This window comes from Nocardioides allogilvus (assembly GCF_003047285.1).
GTDB lineage: Bacteria > Actinomycetota > Actinomycetes > Propionibacteriales > Nocardioidaceae > Nocardioides > Nocardioides allogilvus.
Genome location: NZ_PZYX01000009.1, coordinates 100,068 through 117,016 on the forward strand (window position 1 = coordinate 100,068; position 16,949 = coordinate 117,016).

Annotated in this window: 16 protein-coding genes and 3 tRNA genes; 3 read left to right on the forward strand and 16 right to left on the reverse strand. The window is 70.1% G+C overall.

What is annotated here, in order from left to right; translation table 11 throughout:
• Positions 1–40: 40 nt before the first annotated feature.
• From C9J87_RS13955 to C9J87_RS14010, 12 genes are all read right to left on the reverse strand, one after another.
• Positions 41–1,498 (reverse strand): glutamate synthase subunit beta, encoded by a 1,458-nt coding sequence (locus C9J87_RS13955; RefSeq protein ID WP_010833380.1) that lies wholly within the window; start codon positions 1,496–1,498, stop codon positions 41–43.
• The gene (gene gltB, locus C9J87_RS13960; protein WP_036490864.1) at positions 1,491–6,080 is read right to left on the reverse strand and encodes a glutamate synthase large subunit; all 4,590 of its coding nucleotides are present in this window, start codon (positions 6,078–6,080) and stop codon (positions 1,491–1,493) included. Before gltB ends, C9J87_RS13955 begins: the two co-directional genes overlap by 8 nt.
• Positions 6,081–6,222: 142 nt before the next feature.
• Entirely contained in the window at positions 6,223–7,101 is an 879-nt protein-coding gene (gene lgt / locus C9J87_RS13965) for a prolipoprotein diacylglyceryl transferase (RefSeq protein WP_036492984.1), read from the reverse strand.
• A gap of 5 nt (positions 7,102–7,106) precedes the next feature.
• On the reverse strand, positions 7,107–7,727 hold the full coding sequence (locus C9J87_RS13970; RefSeq protein ID WP_010833377.1) for an SCO family protein: 621 nt from the start codon (positions 7,725–7,727) through the stop codon (positions 7,107–7,109).
• A complete protein-coding gene (trpA, locus tag C9J87_RS13975; RefSeq protein WP_010833376.1) occupies positions 7,720–8,517 on the reverse strand; it encodes a tryptophan synthase subunit alpha in 798 nt (265 codons plus the stop codon). The genes C9J87_RS13970 and trpA overlap by 8 nt, the downstream gene beginning before the upstream one ends.
• The gene (gene trpB, locus C9J87_RS13980; RefSeq protein WP_010833375.1) at positions 8,514–9,740 is read right to left on the reverse strand and encodes a tryptophan synthase subunit beta; all 1,227 of its coding nucleotides are present in this window, start codon (positions 9,738–9,740) and stop codon (positions 8,514–8,516) included. The genes trpA and trpB overlap by 4 nt, the downstream gene beginning before the upstream one ends.
• Entirely contained in the window at positions 9,737–10,516 is a 780-nt protein-coding gene (gene trpC, locus C9J87_RS13985; protein WP_107705818.1) for an indole-3-glycerol phosphate synthase TrpC, read from the reverse strand. Before trpC ends, trpB begins: the two co-directional genes overlap by 4 nt.
• 43 nt (positions 10,517–10,559) lie before the next feature.
• The gene (locus C9J87_RS13990) at positions 10,560–10,964 is read right to left on the reverse strand and encodes a DUF2752 domain-containing protein (protein ID WP_010833373.1); all 405 of its coding nucleotides are present in this window, start codon (positions 10,962–10,964) and stop codon (positions 10,560–10,562) included.
• Between the two features lie 16 nt (positions 10,965–10,980).
• Positions 10,981–11,181 (reverse strand): HGxxPAAW family protein, encoded by a 201-nt coding sequence (locus C9J87_RS13995; RefSeq protein WP_036490862.1) that lies wholly within the window; start codon positions 11,179–11,181, stop codon positions 10,981–10,983.
• A gap of 38 nt (positions 11,182–11,219) precedes the next feature.
• The gene (locus C9J87_RS14000; RefSeq protein WP_107705819.1) at positions 11,220–11,816 is read right to left on the reverse strand and encodes a Trp biosynthesis-associated membrane protein; all 597 of its coding nucleotides are present in this window, start codon (positions 11,814–11,816) and stop codon (positions 11,220–11,222) included.
• Positions 11,809–12,150, reverse strand: a complete 342-nt coding sequence (gene hisI / locus C9J87_RS14005; RefSeq protein WP_107705820.1) for a phosphoribosyl-AMP cyclohydrolase — start codon at positions 12,148–12,150, stop codon at positions 11,809–11,811. Before hisI ends, C9J87_RS14000 begins: the two co-directional genes overlap by 8 nt.
• 10 nt (positions 12,151–12,160) lie before the next feature.
• The gene (locus C9J87_RS14010; protein ID WP_107705821.1) at positions 12,161–12,985 is read right to left on the reverse strand and encodes an aminotransferase class IV; all 825 of its coding nucleotides are present in this window, start codon (positions 12,983–12,985) and stop codon (positions 12,161–12,163) included.
• Between the two features lie 135 nt (positions 12,986–13,120).
• On the opposite strand from C9J87_RS14010, the gene C9J87_RS14015 reads away from it, so the two are divergent.
• From C9J87_RS14015 to C9J87_RS14025, 3 genes are all read left to right on the forward strand, one after another.
• Positions 13,121–13,193, forward strand: a tRNA-Gly gene (locus tag C9J87_RS14015).
• 48 nt (positions 13,194–13,241) lie between these two features.
• A tRNA-Cys gene (locus C9J87_RS14020) sits at positions 13,242–13,315 on the forward strand.
• Positions 13,316–13,342: 27 nt separating this feature from the next.
• Positions 13,343–13,414: transfer RNA gene (locus C9J87_RS14025), tRNA-Val, on the forward strand.
• Between the two features lie 101 nt (positions 13,415–13,515).
• Here C9J87_RS14025 and C9J87_RS14030 read toward each other — a convergent pair.
• The 4 genes from C9J87_RS14030 to C9J87_RS14045 form a co-directional block, all read right to left on the reverse strand.
• A complete protein-coding gene (locus tag C9J87_RS14030; RefSeq protein WP_107705822.1) occupies positions 13,516–13,713 on the reverse strand; it encodes a helix-turn-helix domain-containing protein in 198 nt (65 codons plus the stop codon).
• A gap of 217 nt (positions 13,714–13,930) precedes the next feature.
• Positions 13,931–14,617, reverse strand: coding sequence for a DUF6226 family protein (locus C9J87_RS14035; RefSeq protein WP_107705823.1), 687 nt, complete (start codon positions 14,615–14,617; stop codon positions 13,931–13,933).
• A gap of 287 nt (positions 14,618–14,904) precedes the next feature.
• A complete protein-coding gene (locus C9J87_RS14040) occupies positions 14,905–15,954 on the reverse strand; it encodes a helix-turn-helix domain-containing protein (protein ID WP_107705824.1) in 1,050 nt (349 codons plus the stop codon).
• A 17-nt stretch (positions 15,955–15,971) separates the two neighbouring features.
• A complete protein-coding gene (locus tag C9J87_RS14045; RefSeq protein ID WP_198652364.1) occupies positions 15,972–16,934 on the reverse strand; it encodes an alpha/beta hydrolase in 963 nt (320 codons plus the stop codon).
• Positions 16,935–16,949: the final 15 nt, after the last annotated feature.

A 16,949-nucleotide genomic window follows, 5' to 3' on the forward strand; every position in this document is an offset into this window, starting at 1 on the left:
AGCGGATCTTTGATCGATCCAAATGCCCGACCCGCGAACGTCAGACGACGAGCGGACGATCCGTCGGCTTGACCGGAACGGGCAGCGTCGAGGCTCCGGTGAGGTAGGTGTCCACCGCAGCCGCGGCAGCGCGGCCCTCGGCGATCGCCCACACGATCAGCGACTGGCCACGACCCACGTCGCCGGCCACGAAGACGCCCTCGACGCTCGAGGCGTACGTCGCGTCGCGCACCACGTTGCCACGCTGGTCGAGCTCCACGCCCAGCTGCTCGATGATCCCCGGCTTCTCCGGGCCGGTGAAGCCCATGGCGAACAGCACCAGCTGCGCCGGGATGACCCGCTCGGTGCCCTCGACGGGCTGGAACTTCTCGTCCACCTCGACCAGGCGCAGGCCCGACACGTGGCCGGACTCGTCACCGAGGAACTCCTGGGTGGAGACCGCGTAGACGCGGTCGCCGCCCTCCTCGTGTGCGGAGGAGACGCGGAACGTCATCGGGTAGGTCGGCCACGGCTGGCTGCCGGGACGGACCTCGGGCGGCTGCGCCATGATCTCGAGCTGGGTGATCGAGCGGGCGCCCTGGCGGATGGAGGTGCCGAGGCAGTCGGCACCGGTGTCACCGCCACCGATGATGACGACGTCCTTGTCGGTGGCCAGGATCTGGTCCTCGACCTCTTCGCCGGTGGAGACGCGGTTGGCCTGCGGCAGGAACTCCATGGCCTGGTGGATGCCGGCGAGCTCACGCCCCGGAGCCGGCAGGTCGCGGGCCTCGGTCGCGCCCATCGCGAGCACCACGGCGTCGTAGCGATCGGTCAGCTGGGGACCCGTGAGCGTCTCGCCCACGTTGACGCCGGCGCGGAAGACGGTGCCCTCGCGCTTCATCTGCTCGAGTCGACGGTCGAGATGCTTCTTCTCCATCTTGAACTCGGGGATGCCGTAGCGCAGCAGCCCGCCGATCTTGTCGGCGCGCTCGTAGACGGCGACCGTGTGGCCGGCGCGGGTCAGCTGCTGGGCAGCGGCCAGGCCCGCGGGGCCCGACCCGATGACGGCGACGGTCTTGCCCGAGAGCCACTCCGGCGGCTGGGGCCGGACATGACCGGACTCCCACGCCTTGTCGATGATCGCGACCTCGACGTTCTTGATCGTGACGGGGTCCTGGTTGATGCCCAGCACGCAGGCGGTCTCGCAGGGCGCCGGGCACAACCGACCGGTGAACTCCGGGAAGTTGTTGGTCGCGTGCAACCGCTCGATCGCACCCTCCCAATCGTCACGCCAGACCAGGTCGTTCCACTCGGGGATGATGTTGCCGAGCGGGCAGCCCTGGTGGCAGAACGGGATGCCGCAGTCCATGCAGCGTCCGGCCTGGGGCGTGATGATCGGGAGCAGCGCGCGGCCGATCCCGTCGGGGTAGACCTCGTTCCAGTCGTTGACCCGCTCCTCGACCATCCGGCGCGTGGCGACCTGGCGGCCCTCCTTGAGAAAACCCTTCGGGTCAGCCATGCAGCACCTCCATGATGCGCGCGTTGGCCTCGTCCTCGGTGAGGCCCTCCGAGAGGGCCTCCGCCCGAGCGTCGAGAACTCGCTTGTAGTCGCGGGGCATCACCTCGGTGAAGCGGCCCAGCGCGGTGTCCCAGTCGGCCAGCAGGGCGGCGGCAACCGTGGATCCGGTCTCCTCGCCGTGCTGGGTGACCAGGGTCTTGAGCTGCTCGGCCGCGTCGCCGGTGACGGGTCCGAGGGCGACGAGCTCGGGGTTGACCCGGCGCTCGTCGAGGTCGAGCACGAACGCGTGGCCGCCCGACATGCCGGCCGCGAAGTTGCGTCCGGTCTGGCCGAGCACGACCACCACTCCCCCGGTCATGTATTCGCAGCCGTGGTCGCCCACGCCCTCGACGACCGCGGTGGCGCCGGAGTTGCGGACGCAGAAGCGCTCGCCGGCCTTGCCGCGCAGGAAGATCTGGCCCGACGTGGCGCCGTACGCGATCGTGTTGCCGGCGATGACCTGCTCGCTGGCGTCGAAGGTCGCGCTGCGGTCGGGGCGTACGACGATGCGTCCGCCCGACAGGCCCTTGCCGACGTAGTCGTTGGCGTCGCCCTCGAGGCGCAGCGTGACACCGCGCGGCACGAAGGCGCCGAACGACTGGCCCGCGGAGCCGGTGAAGGTGATGTCGATGGTGCCGTCGGGCAGGCCCTCGCCGCGGTAGCGCTTGGTCACCTCGTGGCCGAGCATGGTGCCGACCGTGCGGTTGACGTTGCGTACGGCGACCTGTGCCCGGACCGGCTCGCCGTTCTCGAGCGCCGGGGCGGCGAGCTTGATCAGCTCGTTGTCGAGCGCCTTGTCGAGGCCGTGGTCCTGCGTCTTGGTGTTGCGCAGGTCCTGGTCGGCGAACTGGCCGAACTCACCGTGTGCCGAGGCCTGGTGCAGGATCGGCGTCAGGTCGAGCCCGGCCGCCTTCCAGTGGCCGACCGCTCGCTCGATGTCGAGCGAACCGACCTGGCCGATGGCCTCGTCGAGGGTGCGGAAGCCGAGCTCGGCGAGGAGCTCACGCACCTCCTCGGCGATGTAGGTGAAGAAGTTGACGATGTACTCGGCCTTGCCGCTGTAGCGCTCGCGCAGCACGGGGTTCTGCGTCGCGACGCCCACCGGGCAGGTGTCGAGGTGGCAGACCCGCATCATGATGCAGCCCGACACGACGAGCGGAGCCGTCGCGAAGCCGAACTCCTCGGCACCGAGCAACGCGGCGATGACGACGTCACGGCCGGTCTTGAGCTGGCCGTCGGCCTGCACCACGATCCGGTCGCGCAGCCCGTTGAGGAGCAGTGTCTGCTGGGTCTCGGCCAGGCCGAGCTCCCACGGACCACCGGCGTGCTTGAGCGACGTCAGGGGCGAGGCGCCCGTGCCACCGTCGTGACCGGAGATGAGCACGACGTCGGCGTGCGCCTTGGAGACACCCGCCGCGACCGTGCCGACGCCGACCTCGGAGACCAGCTTGACGTGCACGCGGGCCGACGGGTTGGCGTTCTTGAGGTCGTGGATCAGCTGAGCCAGGTCCTCGATCGAGTAGATGTCGTGGTGCGGCGGCGGGCTGATCAGGCCCACACCGGGCGTCGAGTGACGGGTCTTGGCCACCCACGGGTAGACCTTGTGGCCGGGCAGCTGGCCGCCCTCACCGGGCTTGGCGCCCTGCGCCATCTTGATCTGGATGTCGTCGGCGTTGGTGAGGTATTCGCTCGTGACGCCGAACCGGCCGGACGCGACCTGCTTGATCGAGCTGCGGCGCTCGGGGTCGTAGAGGCGCTCGGCGTCCTCGCCACCCTCACCGGTGTTCGACTTGCCGCCGAGGCGGTTCATCGCGATGGCGAGGGTCTCGTGCGACTCCTGGCTGATCGAGCCGTAGGACATGGCCCCGGTCGAGAAGCGCTTGACGATCTCGCTGACCGGCTCGACCTCGTCGATGCTGATCGGGGTGCGACCGGTCGCCTCGCCGTCCTTGAAGCGGAAGAGGCCGCGCAGCGTCATCAGGCGCTCGGACTGCTCGTCCACGCGCGAGGTGTACTGCTTGAAGATGTCGTAGCTGCCGGTGCGGGTCGAGTGCTGGAGGCGGAAGACCGTCTCCGGGTCGAACAGGTGCGGCTCGCCCTCGCGACGCCACTGGTACTCGCCACCGATCTGCAGCTCGCGGTGAGCAGGGGCGATGCCACCGCGGGGGTAGGCCGAGGCGTGGCGCCGCGACACCTCCTCGGCGATCGTCTCCAGCTCGATGCCGCCCAGCTTGGACGTGGTGCCGGTGAAGTACTTGTCGACGACGGACTGCGAGAGCCCGACGGCCTCGAAGATCTGCGCGCCGGTGTAGGAGGCGACCGTGGAGACGCCCATCTTCGACATCACCTTGAGGACGCCCTTGCCGAGGCCCTTGATCAGGTTGGCGACGGCCTTCTCGGGGTCGACCTTGACGTAGTAGCCCTCGCGCGCGAGGTCCTCCACGGACTCCATCGCGAGATAGGGGTTGACCGCCGCTGCGCCGTACCCCACGAGCAGCGCGACGTGGTGCACCTCGCGCACGTCGCCGGCCTCGACGAGGAGACCGACCTGGGTGCGGGTCTTCTCGCGGACGAGGTGGTGGTGGACCGCTCCGGTGAGGAGCAGGGACGGGATCGGGGCCAGGTCGGCCGTCGAGTGCCGGTCGGAGAGCACGATGACGCGCGCGCCGTCGGCGATCGCCTCGGAGACCTCGACGCAGATCTCGTCGATGCGCTTGGCCAGCGCGGCTCCGCCGCCGTCGACCTCGTAGAGCCCACGGGAGACGTGGGTGATGAAGCCGGGCATGTCGCCGTCACGGTTGATGTGGCGGATCTTGGCCAGGTCGTCGTTGGAGATCACCGGGAACGGCAGCACGACCTGCCTGCACGACGCAGGCGCCGGCTCGAGCAGGTTGGCCTCGGGGCCGATCGTGCCGTTGAGCGAGGTGACCAGCTCTTCGCGGATCGCGTCGAGCGGCGGGTTGGTGACCTGCGCGAAGAGCTGCGCGAAGTAGTCGAACAGCAGGCGCGGCTTGTCGCTCAGGGCGGCGATGGGCGTGTCGGTGCCCATCGAGCCGAGCGCCTCTCCCCCGGTGTTGGCCATCGGGGTGAGCAGGACCCGCAGCTCCTCCTCGGTGTAGCCGAAGATCTGCTGGCGACGGGTGACCGAGGCGTGCGTGTGCACGATGTGCTCGCGCTCGACGATGTCGTCGAGGTGGATGAGGCCGGCGTGCAGCCACTCGTCATAGGGGTGCTCGCCGGCGAGCTCGGACTTGATCTCCTCGTCCTCGACGATGCGGTGCTCGTCGGTGTCGACCAGGAACATCCGGCCCGGCTGGAGCCGGCCCTTGCGCACGACGGTCGCGGGGTCGAGGTCGAGCACGCCGACCTCGGACGCGAGCACGACGAGGCCGTCGTCGGTGACCCAGTAGCGGCTGGGGCGGAGGCCGTTGCGGTCGAGCACGGCGCCGATCTGGCTGCCGTCGGTGAACACGACACAGGCCGGGCCGTCCCACGGCTCCATCATCGAGGAGTGGAACTCGTAGAACGCGCGGCGCTTGGCGTCCATCTCGGCGTGGTTCTCCCACGCCTCGGGGATCATCATCAGCACGGAGTGCGGCAGCGAGCGACCACCCATGTGCAGCAGCTCGAGCACCTCGTCGAAGGACGCGGAGTCGGAGTGCCCGGGGGTGCAGATCGGGTAGAGCCGGTTGAGGTCACCGGGGATGACGACGCTGTCGAGCAGGGCCTCGCGCGCCCGCATCCAGTTGCGGTTGCCCATGACGGTGTTGATCTCACCGTTGTGGGCGATGAACCGGAACGGGTGGGCCAGCGGCCAGCTCGGGAACGTGTTGGTCGAGAACCGCGAGTGCACGACGGCCAGCGCGGAGGCGACCCGCTCGTCGCGCAGGTCGGGGAAGAAGTTGTCGAGCTGGTCGGTCGTCAGCATGCCCTTGTAGGCGAGCGTGCGACCGGACAGCGACGGGAAGTAGACGTCGGCCTCGTGCTCGGCGCGCTTGCGCAGGCAGAAGGCGAGGCGCTCGAGCGCCATGCCGGCCACGCGCTTGCCGGCGCCGGCGACGAACAGCTGGAGGAAGCTCGGCATCACGCTCTTGGCGGTGGCACCCAGCACGTCGGGGTTGATCGGCACCTCGCGCCAGCCGAGGACGGACAGGCCCTCCTCGGTCGCGATCTGCTCGATCTGGGCCTGGGTCTTGGCCAGCGAGTCGGCGTCGGCGATGAACGCCGTTCCGACGGCATAGCTGCCGGCGCCGGGGAGCTCGAAGTCGACCACGTCGCGCAGGAACGCGTCGGGGACCTGCATCAGGATGCCCGCGCCGTCTCCCGAGTTGGTCTCGGCGCCGGCGGCGCCGCGGTGGTCGAGGTTGCGCAGAGCAGTCAGGGCCTTGGCCACGATGTCGTGGCTGGCGACGCCGGTCAGCGTGGCGACAAAGGCCACGCCGCAGGCATCGTGCTCATGGCGAGGGTCGTAGAGCCCTTGTGCCTGGGGGCCTGCAAGTAGTCCCGAACTGGTTCGGTCTGCAGGCGGCGAGAAGGCGTGCATCTGGGGCTTCTCCCGTCGTCGTGCGCTCACGCGGTCGTCTGGGACGGGCGTGAACGGAGGTGATGGCGATCGGCAGGGGACGGCGTTGGCCCGCGCGAGGGGAAATCTATCACCGGCCGGCCCATGCCGTGAGACAGCGATCTCAGTCCGCAGACTCCGCTGCGGGCTGCGTCACAGGCGGCCGGAGGTAGACCGTGGCCTCCCTGCCGGCGTGCTTGCGCCCCGCCCAGAGGAAGTAGGCAGCAGCCAGGGCGAACAGCACGATCGAGGTCCACTCGTTGAACCGGAGGCCGAAGACGTCCGAGAGCTGCACGTCGTCGATCCGCAGGCCCTCGATCCAGAAGCGGCCGAGTGTGTAGGTCATCACGTAGAGCGCGACCACCCGGCCGTGTCCCAGCTGGAAGCGCCGGTCCGCCCAGACCACGACCACGAAGGCCGCCACGCACCAGAGGAACTCGTAGAGGAAGGTCGGGTGGAACGTCGTGGCGTCGAGGTAGCCGAGCGGGCGGTGCGCCTCGTCGATCTCCAGCGCCCACGGCAGGTCCGTCGGGCGGCCGAAGAGCTCCTGGTTGAACCAGTTGCCCCAGCGGCCCAGCGCCTGCGCGATCAGCACCCCGGGCGCCATCGCGTCGAGCACCGGCAGCAGCCGGATGCCGCGCAGCCGCGCACCGATGACGACACCGAGCGCGCCGAGGGCGATCGCGCCCCACACGCCCAGGCCACCGCGCCAGATGTAGAGCGCCGTGACGGGATTGCGGTCCTCGCCGAAGTAGAGCTGCCAGTCGGTCAGGACGTGGTAGATCCGACCGCCGACGAGCCCGAACGGGACACCCCACACCGCGAGGTCGGCGATCTCGCCGGCAGTGCCTCCACGAGCCACCCAGCGGCGCTCACCGATCCAGATCGCCACCATGATCCCGGCGATGATGCACAGGGCATAGGCGCGCAGCGGGAACGGCCCGATCTCCCAGGTGCCCTGGCTCGGGCTGGGGATGCTCAGGACAGTGATCAGGGGCAGCATCAGGCTCACTCGCTCAGGAGGTGTTGGAGGTCGGCGGCCAGCTGGGCGGACGAGACGTCCTCGCTCCAGTAGGCGATGCCGTCGTCTGCAGCGTCGATCGCGACGATCTGGGTGCCGTGGGCGACGTCGAAGCCGCCGCTCGGCAGCTTCTCGCCCCGGTCGACGGAGATGCCGAGGGGCTTGGCGACGTCGATGATGGTCCTGATCGGACCGGTGACGCCGATGAAGCCCGGGTCGAAGTTGGTGGCGTAGTCGGCCGTCACCTCAGGGGTGTCGCGGGTCGGGTCGGTCGTGACGAACACGACATCCACCTCCGCGCGTTCCTCGTCGCTGAGCCGGGTCATGGCCGAGGCCATCGTCGACATCACGATCCCGCAGATGTCGGGACAGTGGGTGTAGCCGAAGAAGACCAGCGTCAGCTGCTTGTCGGTGTCCTCGACCAGGCTGTACGGCGCCCGCGACCCGTCGACGAGGGCGTCACCGGCGACGGCGAACGGCGGGTCGAGCAGCGTCCCCGTCATCTGGTGCTCCCCGCCGGCGTCGCTCGTCGCGCCGCAACCGGACAGCAGTCCACCGGCCAGCGCCGAGGCGAGGACGACCGCGAACCAGCGCCGGCGGTCAGCCACGGCGCACTCCCCCGGCCAGGTCCTCGGTGAGGGTCCGCAGGGCAGCCAGTCCGGCCGCGAGGTCGCCCTCGTGGTCGAGCAGGGTGCGGACGAAGGCGGAGCCGACGATCACGCCGTCGGCGTACGCAGCGATCTCCGCCGCCTGGTCGCCGTTGCTGACGCCCAGGCCGACACCGATGGGCAGCTCGGTCGCTGCGCGGGTGCGCTCGACCAGCGGACCGGCGAGGTCGCTGGTGGAGGTCCTGGCCCCGGTGACGCCCATGACGGCGGTGGCGTAGACGAACCCGCGGCACGCGGCCGTGGTCATCGCGATCCGTTCGGGGGTGGAGCTGGGCGCGACCAGGAAGACCTTGTCGAGGTCGTGCTGGTCGGCTGCCGCGATCCACCCGGCGGCCGAGTCGGGCGTCAGGTCGGGCGTGATCAGGCCGGCGCCCCCGGCACTCGCGAGGTCGGCGGCGAACCGCTCCACCCCATAGCGCTCGACGGGGTTCCAGTAGGTCATCACCAGTGTCGGTGTGCCGGTGGCCGCGACGGCCTCCACCACGCGGAGCACGTCCTTGGTCCGGATGCCGCCCTCGAGCGCCTGCTGGGCGGCGGCCTGGATCGTCGGGCCGTCCATCACGGGGTCGCTGTAGGGCAGGCCGATCTCGATCACGTCGCAGCCGGCCTCGACCATGACGCGCATGGCCTCGATCGAGCCCTCGACGGACGGGAAGCCGGCTGGGAGGTAGCCGACCAGCGCGGCGCGGCCCTCGGCGCGGGCCTTCGCGAAGGCGGTGCTGGCGCTCACTGGTCGATCTCCGCTTCTCCGAGACCGAACCACTCGATCGCCGTACCCATGTCCTTGTCACCGCGACCCGAGAGGTTGATGATCACCGTCGCGTCCGGTCCCTTCTCCTCGCCCAACCGGCGGGCGAGCTCGAGGCCGCCGTGGAGCGCGTGTGCCGACTCGATGGCCGGGATGATGCCCTCGGTGCGGCTGAGCAGCGCGAGCGCGTCCATCGCCTCGGCGTCCGTGACCGGGAGGTACGTCGCCCGGCCGGTCGCAGCGAGGTGCGCGTGCTGCGGCCCGACGCCGGGGTAGTCGAGGCCCGCCGAGATCGAGTGGGACTCGATCGTCTGCCCGTCCTCGTCCTGGAGGACGTAGGTGCGCGCACCGTGGAGCACGCCGGACTCCCCCGCATGGATGGTCGCCGCGTGCCGACCGGTCTCGACCCCGTCGCCGCCGGGCTCGAAGCCGTAGATCTGCACCGACTCGTCCTCGAGGAACGCGGTGAACAGACCGATCGCGTTGGAGCCGCCGCCGACGCACGCCGCGATGGCGTCCGGCAGGGCGCCGTACTGCTCGAGGCACTGGGCCCGCGCCTCGTCGCCGATACCGCGCGTGAAGTCGCGCACCATGCTCGGGAACGGGTGTGGTCCGGCCGCGGTGCCGAAGAGGTAGGCCGTGTGGTCGACGCTGGCGACCCAGTCGCGCAGCGCCTCGTTGATCGCGTCCTTGAGCGTCGCGCTGCCGGAGTCGACGGGGATGACCTTGGCGCCGAGGAGCTGCATGCGAGCGACGTTGAGCGCCTGGCGGCGGGTATCTACGGCGCCCATGTAGACGGTGCAGTCGAGGTCGAAGTAGGCCGCGGCGGTGGCGGAGGCGACGCCGTGCTGGCCGGCGCCGGTCTCGGCGATGACCCGGGTCTTGCCCATCCGCTTGGTCAGCAGCGCCTGGCCGAGCACGTTGCGGACCTTGTGGGCGCCGGTGTGGTTGAGGTCCTCGCGCTTGAGCAGCACGCGGGCGCCGACCTGCTTCGAGAGGCGTTCTGCGTGGTAGAGCAGGCTCGGGGTGCCGGCGTACTCGCTGCAGATCTTCTCGAAGGACGCGACGAACTCCGGGTCGGCCATGGCCTGCTGCCAGGCCTCGGTCAGCTCGTCCAGCGCCGCGACGAGCGCCTCGGGCATGAAGCGGCCGCCCCAGGACTCACCGAAGTAGCCGAGCTCATCTGCGTCGTACTGCGAACTCATCGCACTCCTGTCATCGCACGCACGGCCGACTCGGGGTCGCCGTCCTTGACCAGCGCCTCGCCGACGAGCACCGCGCGGGCGCCCTCCTCGACGAATCGCTGCACGTCTTCTGGGCCGCTGATGCCCGACTCGGCCACCTTGACCCGGTCGTCCGGGATCAGCTTCGCGAGCCTTCCGAACGTGTCGTTGTCGACGGCCAGCGTCTTGAGGTTGCGGGCGTTGACGCCGATCAGCTCGGCGCCGAGCTCGACCGCGCGCTCGGTCTCCGGCTCGTCGTGGACCTCGACGAGCACCGTCAGGCCGAGCTCGCGCGCCTCGGCGTACAGCCGGCGCAGCTCGTCGTCGTCGAGCGCCGCGACGATCAGCAGGGCAAGGTCGGCCCCGGCTGCCCGCGCCTCGACGAGCTGGTAGCTGGAGACGATGAAGTCCTTGCGCAGGATCGGCGTCTCGACGGCCGCGCGCACGGCGCGGAGGTCGTCGAGGGTGCCGTTGAAGCGGCGCTGCTCGGTGAGCACCGAGATCGCGGCCGCGCCGCCTCGGGCGTAGGCCGCCGCCAGCACCGCCGGGTCGGGGATGTCGGCCAGCGCGCCCTTGCTCGGGCTCTTGCGCTTCACCTCGGCGATCACGCTCGAGCCAGCGGCGCGGAAGTGTGGCATCGGGTCGCGGGCCGGGTCTGCGTCGGCGAGGGCAGCACGCACCTCGGCGAGGGGCACGGCGGCCTCACGGGTCGCGAGATCCTCGCGGACGCCAGCGATGATCTCATCGAGCACGGACATGGCCCTACCCTCTCACTGCGGCGCCAACCGATGAGCGGGTGGTTCAGGCAGCGAGCCAGGACCCGGGCAGGTTGCGCACGACGGTGAAGACGCCGAGGGCGACGAGCCCCGCACCCCACACCCAGGCGGGGGCGGTGAGTGGTCGCATCGCCTCGCCGCCGCGCCAGCAGGCGACGAGCCGGCGTCCCCACAGGAACACGATCAGCGGGACCGCGAGCACGAGGACGAGGTTGCTCGACAAGGCTGCGCCCACGTCGAGGTGCGTCAGGTCGTTGACCGCGCGCAGCGACCCGCACAGCGGGCAGTCGAGGTCGGTCAGCGCCTTGGTGGGGCACAGCCCCCAGGCACCCGGGACGTGCGGGTCCCGCAGGCGCAGCGCAAGCGTCGCGGCCGCGGCGATGCCGCCGATCGCGAGCGGCGAGGCGAGCTGTCGGGCTCGCTCGCTCATCGGCCCGGGCCGACGATCAGTGGTGGTCGGTGTGGAAGCCGAGCTTCGCCAGGATCAGGAAGAGCGGGAGGGCGATGACGCCGAGTGCGATCCCGACCCAGAAGATCGGCATGTTCACCGGCGTCAGCATCAGCGCGATGCCGCCGACGAGGAATCCGAGCATGGCGACCCCGACGGCAGTCCAAGCTGCGGGGGTGTTGCCGTGGTTGTCCGCCATGTGAAGAGCTCCCTGATCGTGGCTACCTGGTGCGGCGGTCAGTCTAGGGGGCGCTCCGGCGCGGTCGGGTCATGACCCTCGTCGAGAGCCTTCCAGATCTCGATGTTGCCCTCCGGCTCGAAGGGCGCGGACTCGCCCGTGGGCGAGTCGTAGCGCGTGCCCATCTCCGGCCAGGACGGGATCTTCACCACCGCCAGCGCCGTGGCGACGACGCTGCCGACCGCGCCGACCAGCGCTGCGGCGTACCACCCGGTGAAGGTGATGTCGTGGTCGCCGTCGGCGACGAACTGCTCCATGGCAGCGCGCAGCTGGTCGGGCAGGGTCCAGAAGCCGACCACCGTGGTGACGAGCAGCCCGAGGGCCGCGACGGCGCCGAGGACGGCCACGGATCGGCGCACCCAGCCACGGGTGACGAGGACGACCCCCCAGCAGGCGAGCACGACGAGGCTCAGCGCCGCTGCGAGCGGCATGGACGTCACGTCGGCGAGGGCCAGCCGCGCACCTCCGGGGAAGCTGCTCGAGCCCGTGGCGCTGATCCAAGGCTTCGATCCGGCGACCGCCGCGAGGGCTCCGCTCGCGAGACCGAGCAGGATGACGGGGCCGAAGGTCCTGCGCTGCTCGGTCCCCTCAGCCATCGAGCCGGTCCGCGTCGAAGCAGGTGCGCTCGCCGGTGTGGCAGGCCGCGCCGACCTGGTCGACCTTGACCAGGATCGTGTCGCCGTCACAGTCGAGGCGGACCTCGTGGACGTGCTGGACGTGGCCGCTGGTGTCGCCCTTGGCCCAGTACTCCTGGCGCGAGCGGCTCCAGTACGTCGCCCGGCCGGTGCTCAGCGTGCGCGCGAGCGCCTCGTCGTCCATCCAGCCGAGCATCAGCACCTCACCGGAGTCGAACTGCTGCGCGATCGCCGGCACCAGCCCGTCGGGGGTGCGCTTGAGTCGTGCGGCGATGGCGGGATCGAGATCGGTCACCCGTCCAGTATCAGGGGTCGAGGTGCTCGGCCTCGCGTCGCGCCCACGTGCGCACGCACTCCTCGGTCACCGGGCCCGGTGTGGGCAGCTCGCGGTCGTCCCAGCGGCTGATCGCCTGGACGTCGCGCGTGGTGGACACGAGGAAGGCCTCGCTCATCCGCTCGGCCACCTCGGCCATGGGTTCGTCGAGCTCCACTCCCCCGCACCACTCGAGCACCAGCGCCCGGGTGACACCGGCGAGGCAGCCGCTGGCGAGCGTCGGCGTGCGCAGCTCGCCGTCCACGACGTAGAAGACGTTGGAGCCGGTGCCCTCGCAGAGGTTGCCGACGGTGTTGGCGAAGATCGCCTCCGTCGCACCCTGCTCGGCCGCGTGCGCGAGGGCGATGACGTTCTCGGCGTACGACGTGGTCTTGAGGCCGGCGGTCGCACCCCGCTCGTTGCGGGGCCAGGGCACGGTGCTGACCGTGGTGCTGGCCCCCATCGGCTCGATGGCGGAGTAGGCGACGACCAGGGTGGCCGGCCCGTCGCCCCGGCCGGAGCCCATGGGTGCAGGACCGGCGGAGTAGGTGATGCGCAGCCGGCCGAGCGGGTCGTCGGTGCCGTCGAGGACCGCGGCCACACCGCGGCGTACGTCCGTCTCGTCAGGTGCCTCGAGTCCCAGGCCCGTCGCGGACCTGGCCAGCCGGGTGAGGTGGCGGGTCAGGGCGAAGGGTTCGCCGTCGAGGGTCTTGATCGACTCGAAGACCCCGTCTCCGACGGTGAAGCCGTGGTCGGTGACGCTCAGGGTTGCCCCCGTCGGGTCGTCGAGGAGCTGTCCGTTGAGCCAGGCGCGCATGCCGCCACTGTAGGCATGCAAACCCCCGGGAACCGGCCCCGGGACACGCGATCACCCACCCGATTTTGGCAGCCGTCTACCCATCGGCTACTGTTCTGCTCGCACTTGAAGCCGGTTCGCCGGGTGAAAATGCGTGCGGACATAGCTCAGTTGGTAGAGCGCAACCTTGCCAAGGTTGAGGTCGCGAGTTCGAGTCTCGTTGTCCGCTCGGAGAGGTCTCTCCCCGTGCCTTCTTGTTTCCTGGGAAGGCCTCCGTGGTGGGTTGGCCGAGAGGCGAGGCAACGGACTGCAAATCCGTGTACACGGGTTCAAATCCCGTACCCACCTCCACGCTCCACAAGTGAAGAGCACGACCTCGGGCGATTGGCGCAGCGGTAGCGCGCTTCCCTGACACGGAAGAGGTCACTGGTTCAAACCCAGTATCGCCCACAGAGAAACTGCAGGTCAGAGCCCCTTTCGAGGGGCTCTTTCCGTTTCGGGGAACATGCGTGGAACAAGGAACTGGCACATCTGGCTCGTTCTGTCACGGCTCACCGCCAGTTTCCAACCGGCCGGGCGTCGATGAATCGCTCGATCGAGTCGACCTTGATCCGGAGCGTCTTGCGGCCGAGCCGTACGGCGTCGAGCTGGCCGTCCGCGATGTAGCGGCGGACTGTTCGCGTCGAAACGGCGAGTGCATCGGCGGCGTCGTTGATAGAGACGAGCCGGCGGGTGATGGTGGCGGGCATGGTGACCTCCTGGGTCGTGGCGGTCCCCTGTCGTCCGCCCTCACTCCCCCAAGGCAGCGGTCTGGCCGTGAGTGGCCACGGCGGGCGCGATGTTCAGGTCTACGTGCGCCCGGCCAGTCCCAGCCCAACGGCGACAACCGCCACAGTCCGTCGCCGATTGAGCGATCCCGCACTGGCACGCTCCGCGAGCCGATCTGCATTCGGGTCTTCGAACGTCTCAGCTGAGCCAAGACTGCCCGACGAGGGCCTCGGTGTCCTCGGGCAGATGGACGATATCGCTCGCCGCGAGGCGACGGCACAACTCCATCACCTGACGAAAGTCGGGCCTACATCCCTCACCTCCCGCACTCCCGCCGCCCGGATGCCACTCGGCGCGCCAAGTGGTGCCGCGCAGCACGACGAACGGCCCGCCCACCACGTGACGGATCCGCGCGTCGATGGCCTCGAGCAGGTCGCTGGAACCCGAATCGCAGGCGTCGCATCCGCAGTCAGGCTGCATCGACACCACGATGTCAGGGCGGCCAACCCCGATGTCCAACAAGGCCAAGGTCCCCTCGCCGGTCGGCGTCTGCGTTGGAACGTCGCGTTCGAGCAGGAACAGGGGCAGCGTCCCGGGCTGGCACGGGATGAGGCCGACGCCTCGATCGAACCCATGCGGGCGCTCAGCACCACCGGCGGCGGCGAGGGTCTCCGAACTAACGTCGAGAGCGTCCTCAAGCACTGCGGCCCACACGGACGCCCGCGCATGCACGATGCGGTATCGCTCGGGATCGGTCACACGGGAGTACTCATTCTCGTCCGGCGGGAACATCCCGGCATGCGGGTTGGGCCACGAGGGCAATTCGAGACGCCCGTACTCCGCCTCGACCAGAACCTGCAACTCGCTCACGCTCACGCTCACCATCGCATGACCGTACGGCGAGCGGGCAGGAGCAGCATCCGAATACCCCTTGAACAGTTGGCCGGAGTTCAGACGGTTCGGCTCTCCTGACGCGCGATCACCCGTCGCATCAGGTCGTCTCGTTTGGCGTTCGCCAAACGGGGACGTCTAGACATGCCGGCGAGCGGGAGCAGCCAGGATGTCGTCGCAGCGAGAATGGGCCCTCGCTCGGTCAGTGCCCGTAACGTGGCTTATCAACCGATTGACCAATCGTGTCGACCGGCGTCGCCTCGGCCGGTGTCGCGATTTCGTCAGGTGCCGAAGGGTGGCGCAGGTAGATCGAGCACCTTCGAGCGGCGCAGGCGGTGGCTGAGGTAGGCCAGGCCGAGGCGGGCACGACCGAACCCGTCGAGCGGGTCGAAGCCCAGGGCAGCGGAGATGACATCCACCCGGGTGCTCAGCGTGCTGTGGTGTACTCCAGCCCGGCGCGCTGCCTCGCGCACCGACTGGGTCGCCAAGATGGCAGCCACCGTCGTGAGACCCCACGGGTGCTTCGCCACGTCATCCATCCGCGCGACATCGGGCTGGTGAGCGTCCTCCGGGGTGTCGGCCAGCATGTCGATCAGTCCGCCGTAGACGTCGGCGCAGACGAGGCCGTCGTCCGGTGGTGCGCACAACCGGAGCGCGACCATCGCGGTGCGGAACGAGTGGTGGAGCTCGTCGACCGAGCTGACCATCCCGACCCCGCAGGGACTGGCCTCGAACGCGTCGTAGGACTCGGGCAGGACGATCGCGTGGATGGGCCCGTGCCGGGTGGGAATGACGTCCTCCGGACCGTCCGGGTGGCGCACCCACACGGCGAACAGCGGCGCGGCCGCCACGCGGTAGCGACCGGTGGCGCTGAGACCGAGGGCGACCGCCGCGGCGATCCTCTCCTCCGCGGCCACGTCGAGGTCGGTGAGCAGCCCGAGGTGGCGCCGGTTGTCGTGGTCGCGCCGACCGCGACCGTGCCGAATCCGGACAGCCAGCGCGAGCCGTTCAAGTGTGATCGCGTCGTTGGGCAGCGCCTCACCCTCGCGCTCGAGCCAGACGACCAGGCCGTCCGAGGCGGGGGCCATGAACTCGGCGTCGAGCTCGGGCGGATCACCGTCCACCACGCTCCCGCGCGGACTCACGCGCAGCACCCGACGCGGGTGCTCCTGGCGGAAGCCGGCCGAGCACCCGGCCAGCGATGCAGCGGCGGCGAGGAGGCCACGCGTGTTGACGTTGCCGACGACCAGCTCGTCGAAACAGGCGATCACCCGCAACCCCAGACTGGCGCTGGGATCGAGACGCGCGATGCGGCCCAACAGCTCCTGCACGTCAGCTCTTCTCCCGCTCAGTCACCGAGGATCTTCTCCACCCACGTGTCGCGCGCCTGGATCATCGAGCGCCCGACTGCTGTGTGCGGGGCGAAGATGTCGCAGGCGTGGAACGCGCCTGCCCACACGTGCAGCTCGGCGTTGCCGCCGGCCCGCCAGATGGCGTCGGCATAGTCGATGGCCTCGTCGCGGAAGATCTCGGCGGCCCCGACGTCGATGAAGGCCGGCGGGAGCCCCGACAGGTCGTCGGCCCGCGACGGTGCGGCGTACGGCGACACCTGATCGCCTCCTCGCTGCGCCCCGAGCAGGGCGCCCCAGCCGGTCTCGTTGCTCACCCGGTCCCACACGCCGATCCCGTCGAACTGACCTGTCGACGCTGTGGTGCCCCGGTCGTCGAGCATCGGGTAGTCGAGCACCTGGCCGCACAGCCGCGGTCCCCCACGGTCGCGTGCAGCGAGGGCGAGGCCGGCGGCCAGCCCGCCACCGGCACTCGCTCCGGCCACGAGCAGCCGGTCGGAGCGGATCCCGAGGTCCTCGCAGTGGGAAGCGGTCCACTCGAGGGCGGCGTACATGTCCTCGCGGGGATAGGGATCGGGGAACTCGGGGGCGAGGCGGTATTCGACGGTCACCATGACCACGCCCAGCCGGTCCACCCAGTCGAGGACCAGGTCGATGCCGCTGAACCGGTCGCCGAACATCAGCCCGCCGGAGTGGGCGTAGAGGACTCCGGGGCGACCGGAGGTGGCCCCGGCCGGTCGCAGCACCGAGACGGCCAAGGCAGTCCCCTCGTGCCCCGGCACCTCCAGGTCGACCCGTCCGATCCCGCGCTCGGCGAGGAGGTCGTCGAGTGGGGCCGAGGCGTAGGACACCCGCATGAAGTCGATGAGGTCGGGCGTGATCGTGGGCGGGAACATGCCCCCCACGATGGCCAGTCCGGCCTTGAGCTCGGGGTCGAACTCGGGGCGTACGACGTTCGTCACCCTCGTCACGCTAGC